We start from the raw sequence: 26,891 nt of genomic DNA on the forward strand, positions 1-26,891 counted from the left end.
TATGTTGTGGAGCTTGTTGCGATGGACGTATCTACAAGAGCGAAGTTAATTAAACTTCTGGGTATGTCTTGTAGCGTACACCCATCATCTGTTCCATACAGTGAACAACTTGGCAGCTGTAGCCAAACTCGTTATCGTACCAAATGTACAGCACGGCACGGTTGTCTTGTGCGATAGTCGCCACACCGTCAACCACACCTGGGTGACGAGAGCCAACCAAGTCGGTAGATACAATCTCAGTCGAGTCTGTGTAATCAATTTGTGCAGACAAAGCAGAAGACAGCGCCATTTCACGCAGGTACTCGTTCAACTCTTCTTTGTTTGTGCCTTTCTCAAGGTTTAGGTTCGCAACTGCCATTGAAACGTTTGGCGTAGGAACGCGAATCGCATTACCTGTTAGCTTACCTTCCATTTCCGGCATCGCTTTTGATACTGCTTTAGCAGCGCCAGTCGATGTCAGTACCATGTTCAATGATGCAGCACGACCACGACGATCACCCGAGTGGAAGTTATCGATTAGGTTTTGATCATTGGTAAATGAGTGCACCGTTTCGATGTGACCAGACAGCACGCCAAACTTGTCGTGAACCGCTTTCAATACTGGCGTGATTGCGTTAGTAGTACAGCTTGCTGCAGAGATGATGGTGTCTTCTGGCTGAATAACATTTTCATTCACACCAAATACCACGTTCTTGATGTCGCCTTTACCAGGTGCAGTCAGTAGCACTTTCTTCGCACCGTTACACGCAACGTGTTGGCTCAGGCCTTCCGCGTCACGCCATACGCCTGTGTTATCAACCACAAGTGCATTTTCAACACCGTAAGCCGTGTAATCCACTTCTTCTGGTTTGTTTGCGTAGATAACTTGGATGAAGTTACCGTTAACGATGATCGCTTTGCGTTCTTGGTCTACAACAATGCTGCCGTTGAATTGGCCGTGTACAGAGTCACGACGAAGCAGGCTTGCACGTTTTTCTAGGTCGCCATCTTTGCCGCCGCGTACAACGATTGCACGTAAACGCAGTGGGTACCCCGGGCCACTTTTCTCGATCAACAGACGAGTTAGCAGTCGGCCAATACGACCAAAACCGTACAATACAACGTCACGAGGTTCTGTCATTGCATCGCCTTCAAGCGATTCGATAAGTGCAGTTTGTAGGAAATCATCCAACCCATGTGTGTGTTCGCGATCTTGCCAGAATGAATGCGCAAGGCGACCAACATCAATACGACATGGAGATAAGTCCATAGAGAGAAGGTGTTGAATAATAGGTTGAGTCTGTTCTGCTGTAAGAGGAGAACCAGTGTAACGTTTTGCGATGCGGTGAGCTTTGATGATGTCGATAGTTGTCGCGTTAACTAAGGTCTTACCAAAGAGGATAACTTCTACGCCTTTTTGACGGTATAACTGACCTAAAGTTGGAGCGATGGATTCAGCAATGGTTTGACTAGTTTGCCAATCTAGGAGGTGCTTTTCGGGACTCATCTTTACTCGGGACCTTTCACGTTAAGTTTCTGCATTCATGGCGGTTGTAGGGAAGCCAATCAGCATAGGGGATTTGAGGCATCAGTCTGTGGTCTTTATTGCCACTTAAATGTGCTGATATACCTTGTGTGTAACTTGTAATTTTTATGTGGCAGGATTGTAAGGTACGACGGGTTATTCTGCTAGGAAAAATAAATGCAGACAAAATATCTGTAAATTGGCTTTATATTAGCCATAAATCAAGATTTGAACGTCGATAAAGACTATTGACTTTAATAATCTGTAGCACTTATTTTTCGTCAAAAAATACTCAATTCAAAGGATAATATGTAATACAGGTCATATTGAACATTAAAGGTGTGATCGCTAACTCAAGTTACACGTAAACAGTAAACGATAAATAAGGGAATTAACGAGTATTGATGTTTGACCTTTGAATAAGCCTAGCTTGAGTGTGAAAAGTGCATCACGCAAACGATTGGATGTCACAATTTTAACCTAACTATCCACTTTGTTAGCACGCAGAGTCATTATTCACAGTCTAGTTGAGCCGCAGAATGTGGATGTGTACTTGTTATGCCGGTGATAATAACTGGAGAAAACGTCTTTTGTTTACATTTTGCTCACTAAAACCTCGCTTGCTTACATCTCATTTGTAGAAACCTCCTCGAGTAGACCTCTCTCACGTAACGTTCACTTGTCTAAAATCGGCTTGTCTCAATCTCACTTAGTAAAGCAGACTCCTCCGCTTTAAAGCCCTGTTTTGGATGCCTGTTGATTCTAATTTTTCGTTCTGGGCTCAGAGTATCATTTGTTCATATCCAATTTGATCAATAACCCCCTGTTAATGTCCTATTCTTAATTTGGGCTAGGTAAATTACTTTCGGGAAGGGAGTCGTTATAAAAATGATAAATATGTCAATTAGATGGCGTCTTATTTTTCTTTCCACGGTTTCTGTACTCATTATGTTCGGGTTTACAGTGAATGAAGTGCTTAAGAACGATGAGAAGATGAATCACCTTGAAACAACGCGTATTAAGGTCGAAGCGCTTCAATCTTTTAATACGGTTTCAAGTGATGCTTATCGATGGTTGGTGCTGTCTAATGACTCCCCTGAGAAAGGTCAGTTGCTTTTAACACTGCAATCAGAACTGGATAGACTGACTCAGTATGGAACGCGACTTCAACAGTTCGACAGCAATTGGAGTATTGATCCTCAGTTAGCTGAATTGAAAAAGCTGTTGATGACCCTAGCTAGTACATCTGAAACCAGAGACAGCAGACAATTGACAGAGCGTGCTTTCGACTTGTTAAAAGACGTGCTGATGGAGCTGTCTGAATATCGTATGGCCTTAGTCGATGAAAATATCGGTCAAGCTGAAGCGATGTTTATCAATCTTACGCATTATGTGTTTTGGACTCAGAGAGAAGCGTGGTTAAGCTTCAGTTTGAATCGCTCCCCAGAGTTTAAAAACCAATACTTGCTTAGCTATGTCTCTGCTCTAGAGAGGCAGCAACAGCTATTAGATACATTTTTCCGTTCGGATACGCGTTCTCCAAACATTAGACAGTTGCTAAACGCTGTCGCCAAAGATGAATTCCAAGACAAATTTACATCTCGAATCCTCAAAGGGGACTTTTCATCACCCGAAATATATCAACACTTGAAAAGCTTAGAGGTTAAAAAACGGGCTATTTCAAACGCGATTGGCGCTTACACCAATCAAATACAGTTTGAACTGACCAAGAATATCGCGTTGCAGAAAAGGCAAACCTTGGTCATGACGTTGCTTATACTCATCGCTTCTGGTGTTTTGATGTGGCTTGGGGTTGCGACATCTCTGCGCTTAAACAAAAACCTGTCGATTATTTTGAAAGGTGTGTCGGAATGCGCTGATAGCTACGGCCAGCCAAAGGTGATTCGTATCCAAGGGAACGATGAGCTTGCCGAGTTCACTGAAACCCTAAATCGAGTGATGGAACGCAACTATCTGCACAACAAAGAGTTGATAACAGCAAAAGAAGACGCGATTTCGGCTAACAAAGCCAAAAGCGCATTCTTAGCAAATATGTCACATGAAATACGCACGCCACTTAACGGGATCATTGGCATGGCTGAGATCTTATCTCAAAGCCAACTGAGCCCAAATCAACAAGAAGTACTGGGGGATATCGAATCGTCCTCTCACTCTTTACTGGTGCTGCTGAATGACATACTCGACCTGTCTAAAATCGAGTCGGGTAACTTGATGTTGTCACCACACAATGCTGATTTGCGAGAAGCGGTTTATGACTCTGTGAGTGTGATTCAGTCGAAAGCGATAAGTAAGGATATTGAGCTCGACATCAATATCGATTATCAAACGCCGTCACAACTGTTTTTCGATGAGTACCGCGTGAGACAGGTGCTGACCAATCTGCTTTCTAATGCCATCAAATTTACGTCTAAGGGCACAATTACAACTGACATTGCTTATACACCTATGTCTATGGGCAGGGGCAAGCTTGAATGCAGCGTGTCTGATACCGGGATTGGGATTGAGCCCGAGAAGTTAGAGTCCATATTTGAACCTTTCACTCAAGAAGATGGCAGCATTACCCGTCAATTTGGCGGTACGGGGTTAGGGCTTGCGATTTGTCGACAGCTTGTTGATTTGATGGGTGGTTACATTACCGCGCGTTCAGTGAAAGGAGAGGGCTCTACATTCACTTTTTGTTTGTATGTCGATGTTGTAGAAGCGCCTGTTCAAACTTTCGATAACCTGAGCCGAGCGACCATCATCTCGAACTCTTTCAATTACCTCGATCAGCTCGTTAAAGAGTGTGAGCGTTTGAATGTTCGAGCCAATGTGGTGTCATCCATTGCTGCCCTTAGTGAAAGTGTAAAAGAAAGTGACTTCATACTTTATTGTCATACCTTGCACCACTCTATGGAAAAAGATCTTGCGACGTTGAAGGTGATATATCCTCTTGCTCGCGTCATCGTTTGTCAGCATCACCTATTTAAAACCAACCTAATCAGAGAAACGGTCCACTCGACTCATACCTTGCCATTCTTGGGCCGACGTTTCTTAACCAGCTTACAATCTCTCGATGTGGGCGAAGAGCAAACGCCTCAAGTGGAAGCAAAAGATGAAGAAGTTCGCTCTCTGAATCGACGCATTTTGATCGTTGAAGACAATCTGATGAATCAAAAAATAGCGAGCTTCTTCCTTGAGCAAGCGGGTTATGAATATTTGATTGCCAGTAATGGCCAAGAAGCGGTGGATGTCATCACCCAGGGTGCTCAGTTTGATGCAGTCTTAATGGACTGCATGATGCCTGTTATGGATGGCATAACGGCGACTCGTGCGATACGTCAGTGGGAAGCCGATCAACAAGTCACACCATTACCCATCATAGCTTTAACCGCCAGTGTTCTAGAAGAAGACATCAAAGATTGTTTTGAAGCCGGTATGAACGCCTACTTACCTAAACCCTATAAATCTCACCAGCTGTACGATCTTTTCAGTAGCCTTGATATTGTCTAGGGCTCCCGTATCAAGGCTAGCGCGGCGCTACTTAACGAACTTCCAATCCAAGGTTGTATTGTGCAAGGCAACGACCGACATAGCTGATGTTCAGCAAGGCTGCGACTAAGATGGTGCTGATGTGGGCGACGATTTGAATTGGCAGTGAGAAGTGATCGGCCATTGGATAAGCAACAATAATACTGAGAAGCATAAGCAAGGTTGTGATAGCTAGACTGAAGTTTGAAACAGAAAGCAGAGTTTGAAAGCGTTGAGTCATCGTCTTCATATTGAATTCCTAATTGCTATTAATAATTATGATACTTGTTATTAATATCAATTAGCGTTCCAGTTTTAATTTACATTTAAAATCATAATCTTATGTAATTTCGCTTGTTTTTAGAGTCTAAGTGACACGTGCGAATTGCAGGTCTTTATGACTTGATCGTGTTTCTTTACCATTGTCTAAACCCACAAGTATCGATGTGGAATCGAACACCTGAATATAAACCAAGCCCAACATTATTTTTTTGCCCGAATTCCGAATGAATATTTTTAAGTTTCACGTGTAGATCTTCGCGAGTAATGTCATTTGCAGGCACTAGGTCTAAGGCACAAAACTCTAAGTGCTTACTTCGCAGTGCACCACCAGCTTGTTGATTGTAGATATCGGTTCGCTCTCCAGATACTGGTATAACAACACCGATTTCAGGCTCAATATATTGTTGTATGTACTTCAGGGTATTGATCATGTTTGGCACATGTTTCTTATTTGGGAGGGTAAACAAGGTTGTATTACTCATTGCCCAATCCGTCCCTTGCAATAGAACGAGATGCAGAGGCATGCTCTGAGTAACGCCATTGTCCTTGAGTTGTTGTCCGATTGCTCTCACTTGGTCTTGAGCGTGATTGAGGAGCATCCAACCTCGAAATGCTGATCGGGTCGGAACCTTGTAGCCATGAACATCGACCACGAGATCGTCATAAGTGATTTCGGTTTCTTCGGTATAAAGTTTCTCAAATTTTTCAGGGTAAGGTTGTGTCGTTGATAACGCCAAGGTTATCAGAATACTTCCGTACATAAAGTCTCTCCATCGCTAGTGTACACTCGTTATTTAGTTTGATACTGCTGTTGAGTTTCATTCATTTTGCTTAGGTACGCTTAAGCCTAGACGGTTAGGTTTAGATGCTTAAGTATAGACGCTGGAGTTTAGGTAAAAAAAACCCACTACTAAGAGTGGGTTACTAACATTGTTACAAGTAAATTAGCGAGGTTAGATTACTTCTTACCTTGGATTTGCTTGTCTTCTTCTGTCAGTTCACGAATGCGACGGCTGATGTCACGGCGAGCTTTAGAAATCTCAGCGCTCTTGATGATGTGGTCATCAACACGGTCTTCGTAGTCAGCTTTCATATTTTTGATAATGCCTAGGATCTCGTCGTGGGTCATCTCTGGCTTGATGTAATCAAGTAGGTTATCAAGAAGGTCGACACGCTTACGGTTGTCACGAACTTTCTTTTCGTTGTCTAAAAGTTCACGCTTAAGTTTGTTCTTACGTCGTGCTTGGTTAACAATTTCAAATACGCTGCTCATAGATTCCTTTTCCTATTCGTCAAATACGTTGTCTGCTTCTGATTAAAGCACATCAATTGATGATGTAACAGTCTTTAGATCAAAGCAAAAGTAAGGTTGTTTAATTATTCGTCACTCTCGCTGATGTGTGATTGTTTTTATCTTACCGTTCAAGTTAGTATCCCATGTAGATACTGCATTGATACGAAATGTGAAATGAATCAACAACAATTGGAAAACGAAGAATTGGACGAGAATGTCACTGAACCTTCAGCAGAACAAAACAAGCTTCGTGATGCGTATGTACAAGAGCGTACTTATTTGGAAGTCGTGGAAATAGAGCTAAACCGTTCTAAGATCATAATGATTGATGAACAGGGCAGAAAGAAACGAGTACCAATTTTGTCTGAACACTAGTTACTGCATTGTTAGGTGTTGAGATGGAATTATCAAAATAATAAAAAGGAAAAACGATGAACACAGTACTTTCCCCAATTGAAGCGAGAATTATCGGTTGTTTGATCGAGAAAGAAGTCACTACTCCCGATCATTACCCACTGACACTGAACAGTTTAACCACGGCATGCAATCAAAAGAGTAACCGTGAACCTGTTCTCTCTCTTTCTGAGTCAGATGTTTTAGATGCAGTTGATGGTTTAATCGGACGTCGCATGGTGAGTGATGAGAGCAGCTTCAATAGCCGTGTTAATAAGTATCAGCATCGTTTCTGCAACACTGAGTTCGGCGATCTGCAATTTACAGAGCAAGAGCGTGCAATCATCTGCTGTATGTTACTGCGCGGTGCGCAAACACCCGGTGAACTTCGTACTCGAACGGGTCGCCTTGCAAACTTTAGTGATGTGAAAGAAGTAGAAGCAACATTAGACAAACTCGCTGCAAGAGAAGCAGGTGCCTTGGTTGTGAAGCTGCCACGCGAAGCGGGTAAACGTGAATCACGCTACCAGCATTTGTTGAGCGGTGAAGTGGACGTTGAAGCGTTTGCGATGGCATCAGTAAGCGCGGCTGCCCCCTCTGCAACGAGTGAAAAGTTTGAAGAGCTTGAGTCTGAAGTTGCAAGCCTACGAGCAGAAGTGGCAGAGCTTAAGGCTCTGGTTGAATCACTGCTTTAAATGTCAGATGCTGATAAAAATGCGGATTGGGTCGTGTACTTGATCCGCAATCGTCACAATGCCCTTTATTGTGGCGTGACGAACAACCTAGAACGTCGATTTGAACAACATCAAACCGGTAAAGGCGCCAAAGCTTTAAAAGGTAAAGGCCCACTTAAGCTGGTTTGGAGCTTTGGTGTTGGCTCAAAAAGTGAGGCGTTGAAAACCGAATACGCGATCAAGCAGTTGCCCAAATCCCGCAAAGAAAAACTGGTATCACTCAAACTGATTATTGAGTGGCAAAAAGACAAAATTCAATATATCGAAGTCTCATAATTCATAGCTAAAATGTTTGTTATTGATTAAATCTTAATAGTGTAAGGAGCTATATCGGCTCTAGCTAAGCTTATGAATTTAAATGGTAATTACTCTTACCGTGAATGGGCTGAAATCATAATTTAACTCGTTGTTCTTAATCTCCATTCCAAATTAACATATTGCTCATTTAGAATGTCGTTCTAATTAGTGTTAGACGCTATCATTTATCATCGTTGTCCTACATAATATCCATTAGCCATACAAAGAGATGGTGTCATGCTAGGTTAAAAAATGAGCCAAAGTAGCTCATATAAAACGAGAAAAATATGAAACGTTTACTGATGTTGTTTGGACTTGCCGTATTTTCTGCGTCCGCTCTCTCCCATGGTACTCATGTCCTCAATGGGTACTGGGAATACCAAGATTATCTTTCCACTTTTCCAGAACAAAGAGCATTGACCGATAAAATGGTCGAGGCTGTACAAAATCACCCTGTGCCACTGAGAAGAATCCAAGACAAACCAATTACGATTTCCGTGGTGTATCCGGGCCAACAGATCTCGGATTACTGGGTTCGCAATATTCAAGCTTTTGAGAAGCGTCTCGATAGGCTGAAGATCCGCTATCAAATAAATCAAGTGTTTACCCGTATTAATGCCGATCTCGCGCAGCAGAGTATTTCGTTGCAAGAAGCGATTGAAAACAAGACGGATTATTTGATTTTCACGCTAGATACCACGCGCCACCGCAAGTTTATCGAGCACGTGTTGACCTCTACAGACACCAAACTGATTCTTCAAAATATCACGACGCCAGTGCGAGCTTGGGCAGATAGACAGCCATTTATGTATGTGGGTTTTGACCATGCGACAGGCAGTTTAAAACTGGCGGACTATTTTAAACAAGTAAGTCCGCCAGACAGTAAGTATTCTGTTTTGTATTACTCACAAGGCTATATCAGTGATGCGCGTGGAGATACTTTTATCCATGAAGTGAATACGGATACCAACTTTACCCTTAAGTCTTCGTTTTACACAAAATCAAACAAAGACAGTGGCTACCAAGCGGCTAAAATCAGCATAGAGAACGATAAGGATCTAGACTTTATCTATGCATGTTCAACGGATGTCGCTCTCGGTGCAATGGAAGCGATTCGTGAATCGGGCCAAGACATCTTAGTGAATGGTTGGGGAGGCGGCTCTGCTGAACTTGAAGCCATTGCAAGGGGCGACCTAGATGTTACTGTCATGCGTATGAACGACGATACAGGCATTGCAATGGCAGAGGCGATCAAGTGGGATCTAGCCGGTTTGGAAGTGCCTACCGTTTACTCTGGTGAATTTGAAATTGTCACCAAGGAAGATTCCCCAGAACGTATTTCAGAACTTAAACAGCGAGCATTTAGGTACTCAGGTCACTAATGAAGAAAAGTTACGCCAGTACACCTAGAAACACTTTAGCTAGACTCATTACGCGTATCGTTATTTTGGTGATAGGCGTGATGGCACTTGGCGTGCTTATTCATAATTATGAAACCAGCAGTAATATCGTACAGCAAGAGACGAATCGAACGGTACAGCAAACCTCAAGCCTGATCCAAAACATGTTTGATTATCGTTTGTCGGTGCTGCAAATCCATCAAGACAGTAGCTCACACAGTGAAACTCTCAGAGAGCACTTTGATACGGGTAATGACGAGACTCTGAGCTACTTTTTCTTTGGTGTTGACCAACGTGAACCGGATCATGCACCAGATTTACGCTTTGTCTCAACCCACGATGGTTTGGCTTGGGAAGACGGCAACAGTCAATTTTATGGTTTGGATGAGTCCAACTTAAAGCATATTTCTGATGAGGTTTCGTTCAGCAGTAATTGGCATTTTATTAAACTGAGGACAGATATAGGTAAGCGTCACTTGTTGGCTCGCCGTACCCCTATTGTTGATAACGCTACTGGGGAAGTCCTTGGTCAACTCTATATCGCCATTGTGCTTGACAACAACTTCTCTTTGGCTGAGTCAATCCAACAGGGCAGTAATAGCGAAAATATCGTGATTGAAGCGCACGGTACACCGGTGACATCGACATTCAGTGGTGATGAAAGCTACACCATTACTGACATCCTCAATTACCAAATGTACGAACAGTTGCCGCGTCATTTCGTTACCATCGCAACCATTAAGATTAATGCTGTTGAAACTCCTTTAATCATTCGAGCTGTTCAAAAAAATAATAATTTCATTGCGTTAGAAGAGAATTATCAGCGTGCGATCATCGTGGTGATTGTGGTGATCATATTGATGTCTTTTTTTGCTCGAACTTGGATTCAAAAGAGAGTCTCAGCCGAGCTTGATAAGCTAATGGACTTTACTCGTTCGGCAAGTGCTAGCGAAGAGTACAACAAGTTCGATGGCTCTAACATTTTCGAATTTCATCATATTGGTTGTACTCTTGAAGACACCTTTGAGCGCTTATCTGAACAGAATCAAAAATTCCAAGATCTCTTTAACTTTGCTCATTCGCCTATCTTAGTTTGGTCTGAAAAAGGCGATTTGATTCAGATGAACCCCGCCGCTCGCATGGCGTTGTTCGATGCTGATGACAATTATGGTCCAATTGCCCAAGAGTTTGAGCAGCGAATGCTGCCTAATATTCAAATGGTGGTTCAGGGTTCTAAACTGACGGGTATTAACGTACACATTGGTGAAAAGGTGTTTCGTTGGAACATGTCTGCTATTCGCGTGGAACACGGCATCACAGGAGTGGTGGTACAAGGGCAAGATATTACTAAGCTAATCGAGGCGGAAAGACAGGCTGATCGAGCAAGAGAAGAAGCTGAGCATCTTGCGAATGTGCGAGCAGACTTCTTAGCTAAGATGAGTCATGAGATTCGCACGCCGCTCAACGGTATTCTCGGTGTGTCTCAGCTGCTCAAGCGCTCTATGCACAATGAAGATAATCGCGAGCAGGTGGATGTACTGTGTAATAGTGCGGAACATTTACTGGCGGTACTTAACGATATCTTGGACTTCTCAAAGATTGAGCAAGGGCAGTTTAATATTCAAAAGAAAGACTTCCGTTTAGGGGAGTTAGTTAATACCTTAGACAGCATCTATCGACCGCTGTGTGAAGATAAATCCGTCGAATTTACCATTGTGAATCACTTGGTTGATGACATTGAAATCAATACCGACCAAGTACGCCTCAATCAGATCATGTTTAATCTGTTGAGTAATGCTTTTAAATTCACTCATCAAGGCGGTATCTCCGTCAGCTTTGAGCTCGAGAGTATCTTTAACTCCGATCACGCCAGCTTGATCGTTCGAGTGAAAGATTCTGGCATTGGTATTGATGAAAGCAAAATTGATGCTGTTTTTGAACCCTTTGTTCAAGCCGAAGAGACCACCACTCGTGAATATGGTGGCACTGGTTTAGGACTTACAATTGTAAAAAATCTGGTCGATATGCTGGAAGGGGACATTCAAGTCCGCAGCGTGATAGGTCAAGGCTCAGAGTTCACGATAGAAATTCCTGTAGTCGTACACGCCAAGCCGCTATTAGTCGATGCTAAGCAACAAGCTGAGGTTGAGCCAGAGGCGTTGTTTAGTCGACCTTTGAATGTGTTGCTGGTGGAAGACAATCACACCAACGCCTTTATTGCTCAGGCTTTCTGTAAGAAATATGGCATGGTCGTCACCTGGGTAAAAGATGGCTTAGAAGCGATTGAGATGGCTAAGACGATTACCTATGACTTGATCTTGATGGATAACCAACTCCCTAATCTCGGTGGTGTTGAAACCACTCAGCAGCTAAGAGGTGAGATTGGTGTGTCAGCCCCTATTTATGCGTGTACCGCTGATGCTCAAGAGTCAACTAGAGACAGCTTTATGGCCGCAGGGGCGAATTACGTGATTGTAAAGCCGATTAAAGAAGAGTCGCTCCACCAAGCGTTTGTTCATTTCAAAAACTCATACTGGAATGACACAGAGCACTAGGCTTTAACTTAGTGCTCTTTAATGGAGTCTGTTGAAGAGAAGTAACTAATTTTCTGCCTTTATATCGAGCCAGCGACAAAGGCTTGTTCCAATAGCAGCGTTTTCAACTCATCACTCATATCTAGGTGTTCAGGGAATTGGATACCTAGCAGCCAGCCTTGTCTTTGCCTTTTCTTACTTACCACCTTGTAGACAAGATCGTCATCTAAGTACTCATTTAAGTCAGAATTAACTTTTATCTTCCAGCCGACATCAATATCTGATTGCTGGGTAAGATAGATACCGCACCCTGACGCTGAAAAGTCGACTAGTGTGGCATCCAGCGACAAGGTATCAAAAGTGACTTCACAGCTGAGACGTACTTTATACCTTTCGTGTTCACGAATAGGCTTGGTTGCAAAGTTTGAGGGTGGGCGAAGGAAGATTAGATGTGCTGGAGAGGTGATATGAGCCAGTACATTGGTTTTGAACGCGACAATGTGCCCAAGTTCGGTGTCGGTAATCGCACGAACAATAATATCAACGTTTGTGAGCTTTCTCAGCGTCAGTGCTTCTGTCGCTTTTTGCGTAAGCTCTAGGATGAGGTACTGATCTTCTTTGTGTCCGATATAAAGTGTACTGATCTGGATTGAGTCGTCTGGGCCAAATTCCAATACACCTGCTGTTTTTGTACCTGGCTTTAGGTATCTGAACAGTTCTAAGTTTTTATCTTTATGCATATTCGTTACTGAATAATGTTAATCGTTTGATAAAATAATATAACGCCCTGATAAAACTATGTCATTAGTTTCATTGAAGTAATTAGCAGCGTACAACAAAAAAGTGAATCGCTATCTCAAGTAAACAACGGCTTACTCTTGTCGTAAAACAAGATACACTGCTGACAGATATATACTTGATGGAGAAATAGTAAATGGAACTGGAAACCTTATTGAATACTCTGGCTGAAACCCCAGAGGCCGTGCAATTTGAAGATACAATGCAAGTGATCGAAGCTCACTATGATTTTTCTGAGCGCGAATTTCGCAATGGTGAGGTAGTGAACGCTGCAGGGCAGAATAATGGTTCGTGTAAGATTTTTGCTTTTGGTTTAGAGCAAGGCCTATCAGCAGAGCAAACACTTGCTTGTTTTGGTCAATTTTATCGTAACGACGTGCTAGGTTTTCCTGAGAACAGCGACCATCAAAATATTCGTAACTTTATGGTTCATGGCTGGAATGGTATCCAGTTTTCTCAGCCTGCGCTGGTTGCAAAAGTGAAGTAGACACTAACCAGGTAACGATTAGGTCGAAATTTAATCTCAGTATTTTGAAGCGAGAAAACAACCTCTCGCTTTTTTTGTCTATGTTGAACTGGCTAGTAACTTGCTATCCAGTAACTTACTAAATGGGCTCTAAACTACTGAACGGGCAGGGCAGACAAGCACTTACGACACATACAAACTCCAGCCTTTGGAATATCGCTAGTATCTCGTTTTTCTAACTCAAAACACCAACACGTCTCTTTGCCCGCACTGATATCGCATTGAGCTGGCTCATTACACTGTGGACATTGGTGAGTCGAACTCGCGCCACTAAGATTATCCATAACCGACGTTTGCTCTTCTTCAGATAAGCCTTTCCAACCTATAATTTCATCCATTGTTCGAAAGCAGCCACTACACATTCCGCCATTATTTTTACAAGCCGCTCGGCAAGGTGTTTTCATTTCTCTAACCTGTGATTCATTTGGGCTGAAATGTAGCATATTTGTTTCTTCTTGAAGAGCCGTTAAGCTAAGAAATTACTCAGTTAAATTTAGAAATGACCTCGTAATTTTTAGGCTTTTCATGTAGCATCTCGCCCCTTTTGTTGAGTGGGGGGATATTATGTTTATTGGATTTGATTATGGAACAGCGAACTGTTCTGTCGCGGCGATGGTTAATGGAGAGCCAAGCCTGTTACCGCTAGAAGGTAACAACCACTATATTCCCTCAACCGTGTTTGCGCCTACTCGTGAGAGTGTTTCTGAACATCTATTCCGCCACTTGAATATCAAGCCGAGTGATGCGATCGGTGAACAAGTACTACGACGTGCGATTGCGCTGAACAGAGAAGAGAGTATCGACTTAGTGCCAGAAGACATGGCATTTGGTCAGGCTGCGTTGGACTTATATTTAGAAGACCCTCGCGATGTTTATTATGTTAAGTCCCCTAAATCTTTCCTTGGCGCGAGTGGACTGCATGATGTGCAGGTGAGCTTTTTCGAAGATTTAGTGTGCGCCATGATGGCAAATATCAAGAATCAAGCCGAACTCACGACTCAAGAGCAGATCAAGCAAGCTGTTATCGGCCGACCAATTAACTTCCACGGTCGAGGTGGTGAAGAGGCGAACAGACAAGCTGAAGACATACTGTCTCGCGCAGCTAAGCGTGCCGGTTTCCTTGATATCGCTTTTCAATTTGAGCCCGTAGCCGCAGGCCTTGATTACGAAAGCACATTAACTGAAAACCAAACAGTATTGGTTGTTGATATTGGCGGTGGTACCACCGATTGCTCATTATTAGAAATGGGACCAACGTGGTCTGGTAAAGCGGATCGTACCCAGAGCTTGTTGGCACACAGTGGGCAAAGGGTAGGGGGGAATGACCTCGATATCTATCTTGCATTCAAACAACTGATGTCACCTTTTGGTATGGGCAGCAAAGGCATTTCGGGTATTGATATGCCACTGACTCAATTCTGGAACCCAATTGCGATTAATAATGTTGAAGCTCAAAAGAACTTCTATTCAAGAGAAAACCTAGCGGCATTAAAATTACTTCGTAAAGAAGCGTCAGAGCCTCAAAAGCTAGAACGTTTGATGAAGGTTTATCACGACACTTTGGGTTACGGTATTGTGCGTAGAGCGGAAGAGGCCAAGATTGCGCTGGCAGAATCCCCTCAATATCGTGCTGCGATTAATGTTGCCTCTGAACTGGTCGAGGTAGATATCTCAGTCGAACAGATGGTTGAAGCGATTGAAACACCAAAGTCTAAGATGATTGAGTTGGTTAAAGAAGCGATTCAACAAGGCCAGAAAAAGCCAGACGTAATCTACATGACGGGTGGTTCCGCTCGTTCACCGATACTTCGTGAAGCCGTACAACAAGCTGTGCCGAATGTACCGATTGTGAGTGGTAATTACTTCGGTTCAGTAACTGCAGGTTTAGCTCGTTGGGCTGAGGTTTGCTTCAAATAAGAGTTCAATGATGAGTTATGAAGGGCAACCAGTCGCTGATTGGTTGCCCTTTTTTTGTTTTTCTCTAATGAACTTTCTATTGAACGATTTTTCCTAGCTCATATTGGGATTTGTTTCACAAAGCTAAATATTTCAGCTGAGCTCTACGTGTTACAAAATGTTTCAAAGGCAAAGGCGAGCCTCTCGATGGTCTGATGAGTTACCTTGGGTTTAGATTTTTAATGCTTTTTTAGTGATTATAAAATCAAAAATAATCAAAGTATTTATCTCAAAGAATGAAAAGAGATCCCAGCAATTGTCGTGTTAATCAACTGTTTTAAAGGGTATTTTTGTTTTTTATAGTGCGATTTTTTTTATTTTATATATTTTAATGCAACTTTCTTGTCATTCGTATATTAGGGTTTGCCTACTTGTTAAATGCAGGTAACAACTTCTCCGTAAGCACGAGGTTGTTAGTGAATAACTCACCCAGTTACATAATGGATATGACAATGAATAAGAAACTTTTAGCGCTAGCAATTTCTGGTGCAGTATTTGGTACACAGGCAGTTGCAGTAGAACTTTACAACGAAGACGGCACAACATTCTCTGTTGGCGGCCACGTTTCAGTTGCAGTTGGTGATGTAAACAGCGATGACCGCCTTAACAGCGACGACATCGGTGTAGAAACTGTTTCTCCACGTATCAACTTCGGTGCAACTCATGAACTTGGCAACGGCTTTACTGCTGATGCTAAAGGTGAATGGGCGCTAAACATGCTAGACGGTGGTGATCAGTCATTCACAACTCGTCTTGGTTACGTTGGCCTTTCTCACGATGATTACGGTCGTGCAGCAGTAGGTACTCAATGGGCACCTTACTACAACGTTGCTGGTGTAGCAGATATGCCAATCGCATTTGCGAATGACTTCATCTACGAAGATCACGGTAATCTAGGTACTGGTCGTGGCGAAGAGATGGTTAGCTACGGCAACGCTATCGACTTCGGTAACGCTGGTTCTCTAAACGCAGCTGTTGCATGGCAAGGTCGCAAAGCTGATGGTGCGAACGAATACGGCAACCGTGCTCAAATCGCGTTGAACTACGCGATCGCTGATTTCACTGCAAACTACGCATACAACACAGGTGACGTAACTTACGCTCTTGCTGGTTCACAAACTGCTGATTCACATGTAGTAAGTGCAACTTACGGTTCATACGGCGCTGAAGGTTTATACCTTGCTGGTGTATACGCAATGAACAACTACATGAACTCAGGTAACGGCCAGATTCTTGAAGAGTCAGTTGCAGTTGAATTGCTTGCATCTTACGCGCTTTCTAACAGCCTTAACCTAAGCGTTAACTACGAAGCGGTAGAAGACGATAAGAAGAGCGAAACAGTATTCTCTACAACAGCTCTACAAGCTGAATACAACTTCACATCTCAGTTCGTAGGCTTCGCTGGTTACCAATTCGACCTACAAGGTTCTGGTGAGTACAAAGAGAAAGCTGACGACCAATGGCTACTTGGTGCTCGTTACTACCTATAAGTCGCAGACTGATTTAGCATAGTGTTTACTCCTTAGGTTTACCTTTTAGGATACTGTCCTAGACACCATGCTAAGCCCTCTCAAACCTTTTGGTTAGAGAGGGCTTTTTTCGTTTTGGGCTTTTGTCTTGAATGGTGATTTCGCACTATTGCGACCTTCGTATAAACGCTTTCAAATCATCGAATTGAGCTAAAGATCAGAATTTAGATCTTAGTAACCATCTTGTCGAAGACTCTCATTTTATGATGCGTTAAACTCTCCACTCAAAAAAAATAGTTCAGGGATAAACTATGAGCAGTGTTGTCGATCAGGAACAGCTGATGAATTCGAGACGAACAGCAACCCCAACTAAGGTGCTGTGTGTTGGGCGTAACTATGTCGATCACATCGAAGAACTCAATAACGCAATCCCAGACTCTATGGTGGTTTTCAATAAACCAAGTACCAGCGTTACGTCATCCCTGTCTTCTTTTCATCAAGAAGCGCTGCACTACGAAGCAGAAATCTGTTTTATTGTTGAAAATGGCCAGTACTCCGCTGTGGGTTTAGGACTAGATCTCACCAAACGTGAATTACAAAGTAGCTTAAAAGCGAAAGGCCTACCTTGGGAGCGCGCCAAGGCGTTTGATGGTTCCGCTGTCTTGAGTCGCTTTGTTCCAATTGATAACTTAGACCTTGCAGACTTAAACCTAGAGTTGTTTATTAACTGTGTTCGTGTTCAGAAAGGACATGTTGAGCAGATGCTTTACTCTCCAAAAACTATCCTAGAAGAGCTGTCTTCTTATACCACCTTACTAGACGGCGATGTTGTGATGACAGGTACGCCAAAAGGTGTTGGGGCCGTACATCGAGGCGATATCTTCCTTGGTCGCCTAAAGTGTGGCGATACGACATTGATTGAGATCGAATGGGTAGCAAGTTAATTAGTCTTTTCTATTTAGTTAATAAATTGGCTTTGTCGCTTAATGTTGGTTTTTAATTCGATTAAATAAACGTCGAGCAACTGATTGCATCTGGAAGGGTGTTGGTAATTGATATAAAATCCGCCTCCGTTTTTATCAATGCTGACCCTCATGATCGACTTAACCATTTTACCTGTCTACCTGACTGCCGTTGTTGCACTTCTTCTTTTACCTGGCCCTGATATGTTACTGATTGCGAGTTCAAGCATGAGCTATGGCCGTAAGGTCGGCGTGTTTGCAAGCCTAGGTAATGCGACTTCTGGAATCATTCTGACAGTATTAGCGGCCATGGGTGTATCAGCGTTGATCGCAATGAGCCCAATAGCGCTTAAAGCTCTCCATTTGTTAGGCGGCGCGTACTTGTTGAAGATGGGTTGGGATTGCCTGCGAACAGAGCAGGGTAATGCGCCGGAGTTAAACGATAATTTTGCTGCAAAAGCCTATTATCAACGAGCGCTGATCAGCAACCTGCTTAACCCTAAAGCCTTGGTATTTTTCGTGATGTTTTTACCTCAGTTTGTATCAACGAATATTGAAGCGACTTCGGGCGAGCAAATGTTAGTGCTTGGTTTGCTACTGAATGTCTTAGGTTTAACGTTCAATTTCTTACTAGTAGCGTTGGTCGGTACGATTGGTAAGTCTCTAGTCGAAAATGCTAAGTTTCGCACTTATCAGCAGAAAGTGATGGGCGGTGTATTCATCGTATTGGCGGCTTGGATGTTGTCTTCTTTCTTTACTTCGTAAAGTTCCAAATCGAACATATTATCGCGCGGTGAGCTGACGATAGAAAAATGGACGCTTAGAGCGTCCATTTTTTGGTTTAACCGTTATATGTTGAACATACTAATCGCTAAGAATTCAGCTCTTGCTGGTGTTGTTCGATGAGTTTGTCCATGTACTTCTCACCGCGCAGGCGAGTGTCTTCGTAGGTTTCTGTCCCTTCAAATTTTGTCACCGTCTCATAGTAGACCTTAACTTTTGGCTCAGTGCCGGAAGGTCTTACGATAATGCGTGAGCCGTCTTCGAGGTGATAGATGAGTACGTCACTTGCGGGCAGGTTAATCGCCTCAGTATTACCACCAATAACAAAGCGTAAAGACGACTGCAGATCTTCAATCACTGATATAGCGACGCCATTGATTGCTTTAGGTTGTGCAGACCTAAGCTTCGAACCTAACGATGGTGAATCTGGGTCAAGCGCGATACTGCGTTGTGCGTTGGTGTGGACACCATGTTCCAACGATATCTGAGCAAGAAGATCCCAAACTGTTCGGCCTTGAGATTTCAGCTCCTCAACCAGTTGAGCGAAAACAACGATGGCAGACAGCCCATCCTTATCTCGAACCTGAGTACCAATCGTATAGCCTAGCGCTTCTTCATAGGCGAATAAGAACTCATTGCTTTCGTCTTCTAATTGCATGCCGATATTGGCTAACCATTTAAAGCCTGTCAGCGTTTGGAAATAAGTCGCCCCGTGGGATTGAGCTACTTTTTCAAGCAATGTTGAAGATACGATACTGTTACCAACTAACTGGTTTTTGGTATGAGGTTTTGATAACAAGTAATGCGCGAATAGCACGCCGACTTGGTCACCTGTTAGCATTTTGTATGAGCCATCATCTGTTCTCACTGCAACCGCAAATCGGTCTGCATCTGGATCGTTGGCACAAGCAATGTCGGCATCGACACTTTTTGCTAAGTTAACCACCAGATCCATCGCGCCTTTTTCTTCCGGATTCGGGAAGTTGACGGTCGGGAAGTTACCATCGGGCTCTCTTTGCTCGGCGACGCTGAATACCTTATGGAAACCAGAATCGTGAAGTAGATCCTCGGCCATTTGTGCGCCGACACCATGCATTGCGGTATAGGTGATAGTGGTGTTCGCCGATTCGATCTCGTCACTCACGTATGGGCTCTGATTTATCGCAGCGCGGTAGGTTTGATAATAGCCTTCAGTTAACCACACCAACTTACCTTGCGTCTCAGCGTCACTTAGGCCCATTAAAGGGAGCGGCTTGGTCGATGCGATATCGATTTCAGCGGCAATACCCGCATCGTGAGGAGGAATGATTTGAGCGCCATTCTCCCAGTACACTTTGAAACCATTGTATTCCGGTGGGTTGTGGCTGGCCGTCACCACAACGGCAGCTGCGGCGTTGAAGTGCTCAATACCAAAGGCAACGATAGGGGTCGCCGCGACGTTCGAGGTTAGATAAACCTTAATGCCTAAAGCCGTGAGTACGGAAGCGGTATCAATCGCGAACTGCTTTGAATCTAAACGGCCGTCATAACCGACGACCACACCGCGAATGGTCGCATTAGCGACATGTTCGATTAAGTAGTGGCCGAGCCCGGTTGCTGTTTCCTGTATGACTAAACGGTTCATTCGATTTGGGCCGCATCCAACTTTGCCTCTAAGTCCTGCCGTTCCGAACTCTAATCGTTGAGTAAAGCGGTCTTCAAGTTCGTCGTGCATTCCCTCATCGATGAGGTGTTGAAGTTCTTCACGAGTTCTTGGATCTGGGTCTCTCGCTAACCAATTCATTGCATCTTGCATAATCACTAAACCTATTAATGTCTGTATGACTTACCGTTGATTTAATTTAAGTGATATTAATTCTCATTTCCATGAAAGCAATCGTAAAACTCGATATAAAATAAATTCCAACGGCAAGAGGGCACGTAGATTAAGCCACTTCAAATAATTGACTGTTTAGTAAGTAAACTTACCTTGAATAATTGGATATCACTAACTAGCCTTTTACATAAATATAACCAAATTTAACAAATTCGCCGTTTTTGAATCTTTCATGGAAACCTCCAACGCTTTTGAACCGTATTAGTTCTTGGGTTTATATGAGGTCAGTAGCCTGCTCACAGGCTAGTTCCATGTGAGTTGTAGATTGAGATTCAGCCTTTTCATGTGTAGCCGGAATAACAATGAATGTTGTCCAGTTCGCAACGACATTTAGGTCGCAAGTATCCAATTAGGAAGGACAAGGAGAGATCTTTTGAAAAGATTACTGGTTAGGCTAGCGTGGCTTTTGAAGAGTTTTGTTGTGCTTTTAGTATCGCCTTTAGTGCACGCTAGCAGTGATTACAACATGACTCAAGGCGTCACTGAGATCAGTGGTAAGGTGTATGAACTTCATATGCTGATCTTCTACATCTGTTGTGCGATTGCCTTTGTTGTTTTTGGTGTGATGTTTTATTCGATTTTGAGGCACAGGAAATCGAAGGGCGCAGTTGCTGCCCATTTTCACGAAAGCACGAAAGTCGAAATTCTTTGGACCATCATCCCTATCATCATTCTCATCGCTATGGCGATACCCGCCACCAAAACCTTAATAGCGATGGAAGATACCTCCCAATCAGATCTGACCGTTAAAATCACCGGGTCACAATGGAAATGGCATTACAGCTATTTTGGTGAAGACGTCGAATTTTTCAGCCTTCTAGCGACCAGTGACAAAGAGATTGAAGGCCTCGAAGTGAAAGGCGCGCATTACCTGCTAGAAGTTGATAAGCCGCTGGTACTGCCTGTTGACCGTAAAGTCCGTTTCTTGATGACTTCCGATGATGTGATTCACTCATGGTGGGTGCCAGCATTCGCCGTTAAGAAAGATACCATTCCGGGCTTTATTAATGAGGCTTGGACTAAGATAGATGAGCCTGGTGTTTACCGAGGGCAGTGTGCAGAGTTGTGTGGTCGTGCCCATGGTTTCATGCCGATCGTGGTGCATGCCATGGAAGAAGATGAGTTTGACGCATGGCTAGCGGAGCAGAAAGAGTTAGCGATAGCCGAACAACAAGCCGCAAAAGATGCATTAGGTGCGTCACTTTCCTTGGCGGAGTTGAATACCATCGGTGAAGAGGTTTACAAAACTCGATGTGCGGTTTGTCACCAAGCAAACGGTGAGGGCATTCCCGGAGCATTCCCTGCCATCAAAGGAAGTCCTATTGCCCTTGGTGATGTCGATGTTCATATCGACACCATTGTTTATGGTCGTGGCGGAACGGCGATGCAAGCATTCGATAATCAGTTAACCGAGAAAGAGATCGCAGCGGTAGTGACCTACCAACGAAACGCTTGGGGTAATGATACGGGCGATATTGTACAGGCTTCAGATGTGAACGCTTATAAAGCCAAGCAAGAAGGCGGAGGCCAAGCAGCTGACGAACAAGGTTCAATGGACGAAACGCAAGGCTCAACGGATGGAACGCAAGGTTCAACGGATCAAGCACAAAACGATGCTAAGGAGCAGTTATGAGTTCACCAATCAATAAGCCGGTGAAATCGGCTCCAGCAGAAGATCAAGTTCTGAGCCATTCTGCGGAAGGAACCTTGGGCAATAGTGATTTGCCTGTTGATGATCACGACTCACATGCGGCACCAAAAGGCTGGGCTCGTTGGCTTTACTCAACCAATCATAAAGACATCGGTACCCTTTATCTGTGGTTCAGCTTTGCGATGTTCTTAACGGGTGGTGCCATGGCAATGGTGATCCGTGCTGAGCTATTCCAACCCGGGTTGCAACTTGTTGAGCCAGATTTTTTTAATCAGATGACCACTGTTCACGGCTTGATCATGGTATTCGGTGCCGTGATGCCAGCATTTACGGGCTTGGCTAACTGGATGATCCCGATGATGATCGGTGCTCCAGATATGGCGTTGCCGAGAATGAACAACCTCAGCTTCTGGATTCTGCCTTTTGCTTTTCTAATCTTGATCGGATCTTTGTTTACTGAGGGAGGCGGCCCAAGTTTTGGTTGGACCTTCTACGCGCCACTCTCGACAACTTATGGTCCAGACAGTACCGCGCTATTCGTATTCTCAGTTCATATTATGGGGATCAGTTCGATCATGGGGGCGATTAACGTGATCGTAACCATAGTGAACATGCGCGCGCCGGGTATGACTTGGTTTAAGCTGCCGATGTTCGTATGGACTTGGTTAATTACCGCTTTCTTGCTGATAGCCGTGATGCCCGTGCTCGCGGGTGCGGTGACCATGGTGCTGACCGACAAATACTTTGGGACGAGCTTCTTTGATGCCGCAGGTGGTGGGGACCCGGTGATGTTCCAGCACATATTCTGGTTCTTTGGGCACCCCGAAGTGTACATCATGATCTTACCGTCTTTTGGTATTGTCTCGGCGATCATTCCTGCATTCAGTGGTAAGCGTCTGTTTGGTTACCACTCGATGGTGTACGCGACCTGCAGTATCGCACTGTTGTCATTCTTGGTTTGGGCGCACCACATGTTCACCACGGGTATGCCAGTATTTGCCGAGTTGTTTTTCATGTATTGCACCATGCTGATTGCGGTGCCGACCGGTGTGAAAGTCTTCAACTGGGTGGCGACCATGTGGCGCGGGGCTTTGACCTTTGAGACGCCAATGCTGTTTGCGATTGCCTTCATTGTTCTGTTTACGATAGGTGGGTTATCCGGATTGATGCTCGCTATCGTGCCTGCTGATTTCCAATACCACGATACCTACTTTGTTGTAGCTCATTTCCACTATGTTCTGGTGACAGGTGCTGTGTTCTCAATTATGGCCGCCGCCTATTACTGGCTGCCGAAATGGACAGGGCATATGTACGACCACAAGCTCAGTCTGTGGCATTTCTGGACGTCGGTAATTTCAGTCAATGTACTGTTCTTCCCGATGCACTTTTTAGGACTAGCGGGCATGCCGCGTCGTATTCCAGATTACGCCATTCAGTTTGCTGATGTTAACCAAGTGGTGTCGATTGGAGGTTTTGCCTTTGGGTTGTCTCAGCTGATCTTCTTATGGCTGGCTATCAAGTGCGTAAGAGGCGGAGAGCCTGCGCCAAGTAAGCCTTGGGATAGAGCTGAAGGTCTTGAATGGACAGTACCAAGCCCTGCGCCTCACCACACCTTTACCCATCCGCCGAAAGTGGATTAGAGGGCAGAACCATGAGTGATAAGCAAAGCGATCCCAATCAAGATAAAAAACAACCTAAGCGCCTGTCTAATAAGCGATCGACCAAAAAGCTGACGGGCTACTTGGTGTTGAGCGTGGTTGCGATGTTTTGCTTCGGTTTCGCTTTGGTGCCGCTCTACGATGTCATGTGTGAGGCCTTAGGCATCAATGGCAAAACTAATACTGTTTCAGCGGTGCAACCTCAGGGAATGCAGCCAGACTACTCTCGTACGGTTCGAGTCGAATTCATGTCCCACATCAAGCCAGATATGCCATGGCAGTTTTCGCCTGAAGTTCGAGTGTTAGAGGTTCATCCTGGTGAGGTGGTTCAAACTAACTACATTGCCAAAAACCTTTCTGGAGCCTCATTGGTTGGCCAAGCCGTACCGTCGGTTTCTCCAGGTATGGGGGCAACCTACTTCAATAAGATGGAATGCTTTTGCTTTAATCAGCAGCCATTGGACGGGCACAAGAGCGCAGAAATGGGTTTGATATTTTACATTGAGCCAGATATTCCAGAATCGATACATACGCTGACGCTCTCTTACACATTATTCAATATCACGAATGAGGTGGGTGCTGCGGCCAATAAATCTGAGCCTAACGTACTCGCAAGTAACTAGGAATTTACAGAACCAGTATCAACATAAGGAGTTGAGCGATGAGTTCTAAAAAGGAAGTTTATTTCGTTCCACATCAAAGCCACTGGCCATTGGTGGGTGCTGTAGCACTGTTTTTGGTCGCGGTTGGCGCTGGCTTGACGGTGCAAAACATGGGTACCGACGCCGCAGGTGGTGTGTTTGGCAAAGCGGTGTTGTTAGTCGGGTTTGCTGTGCTGCTTTACATGCTCGCAGGTTGGTTTAGCAATGTGATCACAGAATCATTGAGTGGTCTCTATTCTGAGCAGATTTCTCGTTCTTTTAGACAAGGAATGAGTTGGTTCATCTTTTCCGAAATCATGTTCTTTGGCGCTTTCTTTGGCGCGCTTTTCTATGCTCGAATGATTTCTGTGCCTTGGATTGGTGGTGCGGGCAATAATGAAATGACCCATGAAGTATTGTGGCCGATGTTCCAATCAATTTGGCCACTAACGACGACCCCTGATGGCGTAACGACACAAGCCATGCCTTGGCAAGGTATCCCGCTTAAGAACACCATTATTCTGCTGCTTTCCTCTGTGACGCTGCACATGGCACATATCAGTCTTGAGCAAAATAAGCGTATGGCTTTGATCGTGTGGTTGGAGATAACCATTGTTCTGGCTGGCTTCTTCCTGTTCTTCCAAGTTGAAGAGTATCTTCACGCTTATCAAGAGATGGGGCTGACACTTCAGTCTGGCATCTACGGTAATACCTTCTTTTTGCTGACTGGGTTTCATGGCTTACATGTCTGTTTAGGGACGATCTTTTTGATTGTGTTGCTGGCAAGGGTTGCGAAAGACCACTTCACTCCGAAAGACCACTTTGCGTTCCAAGCGGGCAGTTGGTATTGGCACTTTGTTGATGTGGTTTGGTTAGGCCTGTTTGTATTTGTCTATGTGCTTTAACTGCTGAGCCTATCGGGGATTAATAGGGGCGAGGGTTAGGAGTTATCACTCCTGATCCCAAAGCAAGTAATAAAAGTAGCACGACAACGGCTGACCACATGACACGACGACCCAAGAAGTAACTGAGTCTTTTTCCATTGTGTTTACCTGAGGCGATTTGGATTAGACCTTTCATCAAATTGAAAGCGATAAAAAACAGCAAAGCGACCAATACGACTTTAAATAACAGAACAAAGGTAGATGACGCCATAGTGATAACTCCAAACCGATTGATTGATGATGAACACAAGTTCCGCAGTAAAGGTTTTTGGATAGCGGTTGTTTTAACTGTGGTTTCAGTCGGCGCTTTAATCAAGTTAGGTTTATGGCAACTCGATCGTGGTAACGAGAAATTACGTTATGAACAGCAACTATCAGAAAGAGCGCAGCAATCGTTTAGGTCATTGGACACGGTTATCTCTGAATGGAAGGGCTCGCGTACACAAGCCCAAGGTACATCTGAACAGCAGTTTTTAAATGGTTTGAAGGTTGATGTTGAATTGGAAACACCAAGTGGTTTGGTGGTCTTGTTAGACAATCAGATTAACCAAGGAACGGTGGGGTATGTGATTTACATGTTGGGTGAGGTTCAATCTAAAGAGCAAGGCAACCAGCTTTTACACGAAAAGCAGTTATTGATCGATCTTGGGTTTGTTCCGGCAAGTAATGACAGAAGAGAACTACCGCAATTAGGAAGTATCACTGTACCAACCAAAATGTCAGGGCGCTTGTATACACGCTCAATTAATCCTTTAAGTCATGAGTTGGGTTTAGAAAATACGACACCGAATAGAATCCAAAACCTAAACATAGCAGCGTTATCACAGTATACAGGACAAGAAGTGCTGCCCTTTGTCTTCCAACCTCAGAGTTTAGATTCATGGCCCTATGAAATGTTATGGCGTCCAACGGCGATGAGGTCTGAGAAGCATTTTGGTTACTCATTTCAATGGTTTGTTATGGCTGCGGTACTTTTGTTTTTGATGTTGTTGATTGGCTATCGGTACCTAAAAGCAACACCTATCACGAGGAATAAGGATGGATAAATCTCAAGCACAAGTGAACAGGGAAATTACCGAGGCAAACATGGCTGAGCTCAGAAGCCGTCGTACTAAAGGACGCTTGGTATTAATCGGACTCGTTTTAATTTTCGCTTTGCCAGCCATTATCGCCAAAACTGTGTTGGATCAGAATTGGTATACGTCAGGTGTCACTAACTCAGGCGAATTGGTAGAACCAAGAATTACACTAGCGGATTTTGGCGTAACGGTACCCATGGCAGGAGAGGGTTGGGTTGTGGGGTATATCGCACCGATGGAGTGCGAAAGCTTGTGTGAACAACAGCTTCATTATTTGAATCAAAGCTACTTAGCGTTAGGGAAAAACAAAGAGCGAGTGACCGCCGTTGTTTTCGTCTCAGAAGGTAACTCGTTGTCGGGTTCGCTCAACAAGCCTGATTTATCTTTGTTAGCTGGTGGTGATCAGTTAAGCACCGAGTTTTCGCCGGCTTCCATTGTCATTATTGACCCGCTAGGACAGTTGGTTATGGAGTACAAAAGCGTTTCGGAACCGTCGCAGCTAGTCGGGCAATCCAAAGGCATGATTCATGATTTAAGAAAGCTACTTAAGCTATCACGAGTTGGGTAGTTTATAAGCTT

25 protein-coding genes are annotated in these 26,891 nt (G+C 44.1%); 17 read left to right on the forward strand and 8 right to left on the reverse strand.

What is annotated here, in order from left to right:
- Nucleotides 1-49 precede the first annotated feature (49 nt).
- Nucleotides 50-1,486 (reverse strand): glyceraldehyde-3-phosphate dehydrogenase, encoded by a 1,437-nt coding sequence (locus tag AB4274_RS07705; protein WP_017061774.1) that lies wholly within the window; start codon nt 1,484-1,486, stop codon nt 50-52.
- Between the two features lie 966 nt (nt 1,487-2,452).
- Here AB4274_RS07705 and AB4274_RS07710 point away from each other — a divergent pair.
- Complete coding sequence (locus AB4274_RS07710) at nt 2,453-5,017, forward strand: ATP-binding protein (protein ID WP_372111666.1); 2,565 nt, start codon at nt 2,453-2,455, stop codon at nt 5,015-5,017.
- Between the two features lie 31 nt (nt 5,018-5,048).
- On the opposite strand, the gene AB4274_RS07715 is transcribed toward AB4274_RS07710, so the two are convergent.
- The 3 genes from AB4274_RS07715 to AB4274_RS07725 form a co-directional block, all read right to left on the reverse strand.
- A complete protein-coding gene (locus AB4274_RS07715) occupies nt 5,049-5,285 on the reverse strand; it encodes a hypothetical protein (RefSeq protein WP_017061772.1) in 237 nt (78 codons plus the stop codon).
- A 166-nt stretch (nt 5,286-5,451) separates the two neighbouring features.
- Nucleotides 5,452-6,078 (reverse strand): D-Ala-D-Ala carboxypeptidase family metallohydrolase, encoded by a 627-nt coding sequence (locus AB4274_RS07720; protein WP_017064850.1) that lies wholly within the window; start codon nt 6,076-6,078, stop codon nt 5,452-5,454.
- A gap of 197 nt (nt 6,079-6,275) precedes the next feature.
- Nucleotides 6,276-6,590 (reverse strand): DUF496 family protein, encoded by a 315-nt coding sequence (locus AB4274_RS07725; protein ID WP_004742367.1) that lies wholly within the window; start codon nt 6,588-6,590, stop codon nt 6,276-6,278.
- 195 nt (nt 6,591-6,785) lie between these two features.
- On the opposite strand from AB4274_RS07725, the gene AB4274_RS07730 reads away from it, so the two are divergent.
- The 5 genes from AB4274_RS07730 to luxQ all read left to right on the forward strand — a co-directional run bounded on the left by AB4274_RS07730 (nt 6,786) and on the right by luxQ (nt 11,990).
- A complete protein-coding gene (locus tag AB4274_RS07730; RefSeq protein ID WP_372111548.1) occupies nt 6,786-6,986 on the forward strand; it encodes a hypothetical protein in 201 nt (66 codons plus the stop codon).
- Nucleotides 6,987-7,042: 56 nt separating this feature from the next.
- Nucleotides 7,043-7,699: a YceH family protein gene (locus AB4274_RS07735; protein ID WP_017061769.1), complete on the forward strand. Its 657-nt coding sequence runs from the start codon at nt 7,043-7,045 to the stop codon at nt 7,697-7,699.
- Nucleotides 7,700-8,014: a GIY-YIG nuclease family protein gene (locus tag AB4274_RS07740; protein ID WP_017061768.1), complete on the forward strand. Its 315-nt coding sequence runs from the start codon at nt 7,700-7,702 to the stop codon at nt 8,012-8,014.
- A 308-nt stretch (nt 8,015-8,322) separates the two neighbouring features.
- The gene (locus AB4274_RS07745; RefSeq protein ID WP_371720949.1) at nt 8,323-9,417 is read left to right on the forward strand and encodes an autoinducer 2-binding periplasmic protein LuxP; all 1,095 of its coding nucleotides are present in this window, start codon (nt 8,323-8,325) and stop codon (nt 9,415-9,417) included.
- Nucleotides 9,417-11,990 (forward strand): quorum-sensing autoinducer 2 sensor kinase/phosphatase LuxQ, encoded by a 2,574-nt coding sequence (gene luxQ / locus AB4274_RS07750; protein WP_372111551.1) that lies wholly within the window; start codon nt 9,417-9,419, stop codon nt 11,988-11,990. Before AB4274_RS07745 ends, luxQ begins: the two co-directional genes overlap by 1 nt.
- 59 nt (nt 11,991-12,049) lie before the next feature.
- Here luxQ and AB4274_RS07755 read toward each other — a convergent pair whose 3' ends face one another.
- Complete coding sequence (locus AB4274_RS07755) at nt 12,050-12,709, reverse strand: PilZ domain-containing protein (protein ID WP_017066093.1); 660 nt, start codon at nt 12,707-12,709, stop codon at nt 12,050-12,052.
- 194 nt (nt 12,710-12,903) lie between these two features.
- Between AB4274_RS07755 and AB4274_RS07760 the strand changes: the two genes are divergently transcribed.
- Nucleotides 12,904-13,254 (forward strand): HopJ type III effector protein, encoded by a 351-nt coding sequence (locus AB4274_RS07760; RefSeq protein WP_017061764.1) that lies wholly within the window; start codon nt 12,904-12,906, stop codon nt 13,252-13,254.
- A 134-nt stretch (nt 13,255-13,388) separates the two neighbouring features.
- Here the strand turns inward: AB4274_RS07760 and AB4274_RS07765 are convergent, their stop codons facing one another.
- Nucleotides 13,389-13,697, reverse strand: a complete 309-nt coding sequence (locus AB4274_RS07765; RefSeq protein ID WP_080582242.1) for a DUF1289 domain-containing protein — start codon at nt 13,695-13,697, stop codon at nt 13,389-13,391.
- A 160-nt stretch (nt 13,698-13,857) separates the two neighbouring features.
- Here AB4274_RS07765 and yegD point away from each other — a divergent pair, with 160 nt between their 5' ends.
- The 4 genes from yegD to AB4274_RS07785 all read left to right on the forward strand — a co-directional run bounded on the left by yegD (nt 13,858) and on the right by AB4274_RS07785 (nt 18,445).
- A complete protein-coding gene (gene yegD, locus AB4274_RS07770) occupies nt 13,858-15,210 on the forward strand; it encodes a molecular chaperone (RefSeq protein ID WP_017064846.1) in 1,353 nt (450 codons plus the stop codon).
- A 491-nt stretch (nt 15,211-15,701) separates the two neighbouring features.
- Entirely contained in the window at nt 15,702-16,739 is a 1,038-nt protein-coding gene (locus AB4274_RS07775; RefSeq protein ID WP_017061761.1) for a porin, read from the forward strand.
- A 290-nt stretch (nt 16,740-17,029) separates the two neighbouring features.
- Complete coding sequence (locus AB4274_RS07780; RefSeq protein ID WP_017061760.1) at nt 17,030-17,662, forward strand: fumarylacetoacetate hydrolase family protein; 633 nt, start codon at nt 17,030-17,032, stop codon at nt 17,660-17,662.
- Between the two features lie 150 nt (nt 17,663-17,812).
- Nucleotides 17,813-18,445, forward strand: a complete 633-nt coding sequence (locus tag AB4274_RS07785) for a LysE family translocator (RefSeq protein ID WP_136978026.1) — start codon at nt 17,813-17,815, stop codon at nt 18,443-18,445.
- A 106-nt stretch (nt 18,446-18,551) separates the two neighbouring features.
- On the opposite strand, the gene AB4274_RS07790 is transcribed toward AB4274_RS07785, so the two are convergent.
- A complete protein-coding gene (locus tag AB4274_RS07790) occupies nt 18,552-20,258 on the reverse strand; it encodes a phospho-sugar mutase (protein ID WP_136978025.1) in 1,707 nt (568 codons plus the stop codon).
- 454 nt (nt 20,259-20,712) lie between these two features.
- Here AB4274_RS07790 and coxB point away from each other — a divergent pair, with 454 nt between their 5' ends.
- Genes coxB through AB4274_RS07810 form a run of 4 tightly spaced genes read left to right on the forward strand, consistent with a single transcriptional unit; the run spans nt 20,713 to nt 25,194 of the window.
- The gene (coxB, locus tag AB4274_RS07795) at nt 20,713-21,972 is read left to right on the forward strand and encodes a cytochrome c oxidase subunit II (protein WP_136978024.1); all 1,260 of its coding nucleotides are present in this window, start codon (nt 20,713-20,715) and stop codon (nt 21,970-21,972) included.
- Nucleotides 21,969-23,630 carry a cytochrome c oxidase subunit I gene (gene ctaD / locus AB4274_RS07800; RefSeq protein WP_052880005.1) on the forward strand — a complete coding sequence of 554 codons (1,662 nt, stop codon included), beginning with the start codon at nt 21,969-21,971 and terminating at the stop codon, nt 23,628-23,630. The genes coxB and ctaD overlap by 4 nt, the downstream gene beginning before the upstream one ends.
- Nucleotides 23,631-23,641: 11 nt before the next feature.
- Complete coding sequence (locus AB4274_RS07805; protein ID WP_017064839.1) at nt 23,642-24,271, forward strand: cytochrome c oxidase assembly protein; 630 nt, start codon at nt 23,642-23,644, stop codon at nt 24,269-24,271.
- 38 nt (nt 24,272-24,309) lie between these two features.
- A complete protein-coding gene (locus AB4274_RS07810) occupies nt 24,310-25,194 on the forward strand; it encodes a cytochrome c oxidase subunit 3 (RefSeq protein WP_009845661.1) in 885 nt (294 codons plus the stop codon).
- A gap of 19 nt (nt 25,195-25,213) precedes the next feature.
- On the opposite strand, the gene AB4274_RS07815 is transcribed toward AB4274_RS07810, so the two are convergent.
- On the reverse strand, nt 25,214-25,444 hold the full coding sequence (locus AB4274_RS07815) for a DUF2909 family protein (RefSeq protein ID WP_017066085.1): 231 nt from the start codon (nt 25,442-25,444) through the stop codon (nt 25,214-25,216).
- Here AB4274_RS07815 and AB4274_RS07820 point away from each other — a divergent pair.
- Together AB4274_RS07820 and AB4274_RS07825 are read left to right on the forward strand one after the other, a co-directional pair.
- Nucleotides 25,332-26,279, forward strand: coding sequence for an SURF1 family protein (locus AB4274_RS07820; protein ID WP_102428788.1), 948 nt, complete (start codon nt 25,332-25,334; stop codon nt 26,277-26,279). The two genes, AB4274_RS07815 and AB4274_RS07820, sit on opposite strands and share 113 nt — an antisense overlap.
- Nucleotides 26,272-26,880, forward strand: a complete 609-nt coding sequence (locus AB4274_RS07825; RefSeq protein ID WP_017061753.1) for a hypothetical protein — start codon at nt 26,272-26,274, stop codon at nt 26,878-26,880. Before AB4274_RS07820 ends, AB4274_RS07825 begins: the two co-directional genes overlap by 8 nt.
- Nucleotides 26,881-26,891 lie beyond the last annotated feature (11 nt).

Source organism: Vibrio sp. 10N.261.55.A10, assembly GCF_041470825.1.
Classification (GTDB): Bacteria; Pseudomonadota; Gammaproteobacteria; order Enterobacterales; family Vibrionaceae; genus Vibrio; species Vibrio crassostreae_C.

What these genes read in the sequence shown, in the direction of transcription:
- AB4274_RS07730 (WP_372111548.1), top strand. Translation starts at nt 6,786, where the DNA reads ATGAATCAACAACAATTGGAAAACGAAGAATTGGACGAGAATGTCACT.
- AB4274_RS07805 (WP_017064839.1), top strand. Translation starts at nt 23,642, where the DNA reads ATGAGTGATAAGCAAAGCGATCCCAATCAAGATAAAAAACAACCTAAG.
- AB4274_RS07815 (WP_017066085.1), bottom strand. Translation starts at nt 25,444, where the DNA reads ATGGCGTCATCTACCTTTGTTCTGTTATTTAAAGTCGTATTGGTCGCT.
- AB4274_RS07705 (WP_017061774.1), bottom strand. Translation starts at nt 1,486, where the DNA reads ATGAGTCCCGAAAAGCACCTCCTAGATTGGCAAACTAGTCAAACCATT.
- AB4274_RS07710 (WP_372111666.1), top strand. Translation starts at nt 2,453, where the DNA reads ATGTTCGGGTTTACAGTGAATGAAGTGCTTAAGAACGATGAGAAGATG.
- AB4274_RS07760 (WP_017061764.1), top strand. Translation starts at nt 12,904, where the DNA reads ATGGAACTGGAAACCTTATTGAATACTCTGGCTGAAACCCCAGAGGCC.
- luxQ (WP_372111551.1), top strand. Translation starts at nt 9,417, where the DNA reads ATGAAGAAAAGTTACGCCAGTACACCTAGAAACACTTTAGCTAGACTC.
- AB4274_RS07715 (WP_017061772.1), bottom strand. Translation starts at nt 5,285, where the DNA reads ATGAAGACGATGACTCAACGCTTTCAAACTCTGCTTTCTGTTTCAAAC.
- AB4274_RS07720 (WP_017064850.1), bottom strand. Translation starts at nt 6,078, where the DNA reads ATGTACGGAAGTATTCTGATAACCTTGGCGTTATCAACGACACAACCT.
- AB4274_RS07725 (WP_004742367.1), bottom strand. Translation starts at nt 6,590, where the DNA reads ATGAGCAGCGTATTTGAAATTGTTAACCAAGCACGACGTAAGAACAAA.
- AB4274_RS07810 (WP_009845661.1), top strand. Translation starts at nt 24,310, where the DNA reads ATGAGTTCTAAAAAGGAAGTTTATTTCGTTCCACATCAAAGCCACTGG.
- AB4274_RS07735 (WP_017061769.1), top strand. Translation starts at nt 7,043, where the DNA reads ATGAACACAGTACTTTCCCCAATTGAAGCGAGAATTATCGGTTGTTTG.
- AB4274_RS07740 (WP_017061768.1), top strand. Translation starts at nt 7,700, where the DNA reads ATGTCAGATGCTGATAAAAATGCGGATTGGGTCGTGTACTTGATCCGC.
- yegD (WP_017064846.1), top strand. Translation starts at nt 13,858, where the DNA reads ATGTTTATTGGATTTGATTATGGAACAGCGAACTGTTCTGTCGCGGCG.
- AB4274_RS07780 (WP_017061760.1), top strand. Translation starts at nt 17,030, where the DNA reads ATGAGCAGTGTTGTCGATCAGGAACAGCTGATGAATTCGAGACGAACA.
- AB4274_RS07755 (WP_017066093.1), bottom strand. Translation starts at nt 12,709, where the DNA reads ATGCATAAAGATAAAAACTTAGAACTGTTCAGATACCTAAAGCCAGGT.
- AB4274_RS07765 (WP_080582242.1), bottom strand. Translation starts at nt 13,697, where the DNA reads ATGAAAACACCTTGCCGAGCGGCTTGTAAAAATAATGGCGGAATGTGT.
- ctaD (WP_052880005.1), top strand. Translation starts at nt 21,969, where the DNA reads ATGAGTTCACCAATCAATAAGCCGGTGAAATCGGCTCCAGCAGAAGAT.
- AB4274_RS07775 (WP_017061761.1), top strand. Translation starts at nt 15,702, where the DNA reads ATGAATAAGAAACTTTTAGCGCTAGCAATTTCTGGTGCAGTATTTGGT.
- AB4274_RS07790 (WP_136978025.1), bottom strand. Translation starts at nt 20,258, where the DNA reads ATGCAAGATGCAATGAATTGGTTAGCGAGAGACCCAGATCCAAGAACT.
- AB4274_RS07785 (WP_136978026.1), top strand. Translation starts at nt 17,813, where the DNA reads ATGATCGACTTAACCATTTTACCTGTCTACCTGACTGCCGTTGTTGCA.
- AB4274_RS07825 (WP_017061753.1), top strand. Translation starts at nt 26,272, where the DNA reads ATGGATAAATCTCAAGCACAAGTGAACAGGGAAATTACCGAGGCAAAC.
- AB4274_RS07745 (WP_371720949.1), top strand. Translation starts at nt 8,323, where the DNA reads ATGAAACGTTTACTGATGTTGTTTGGACTTGCCGTATTTTCTGCGTCC.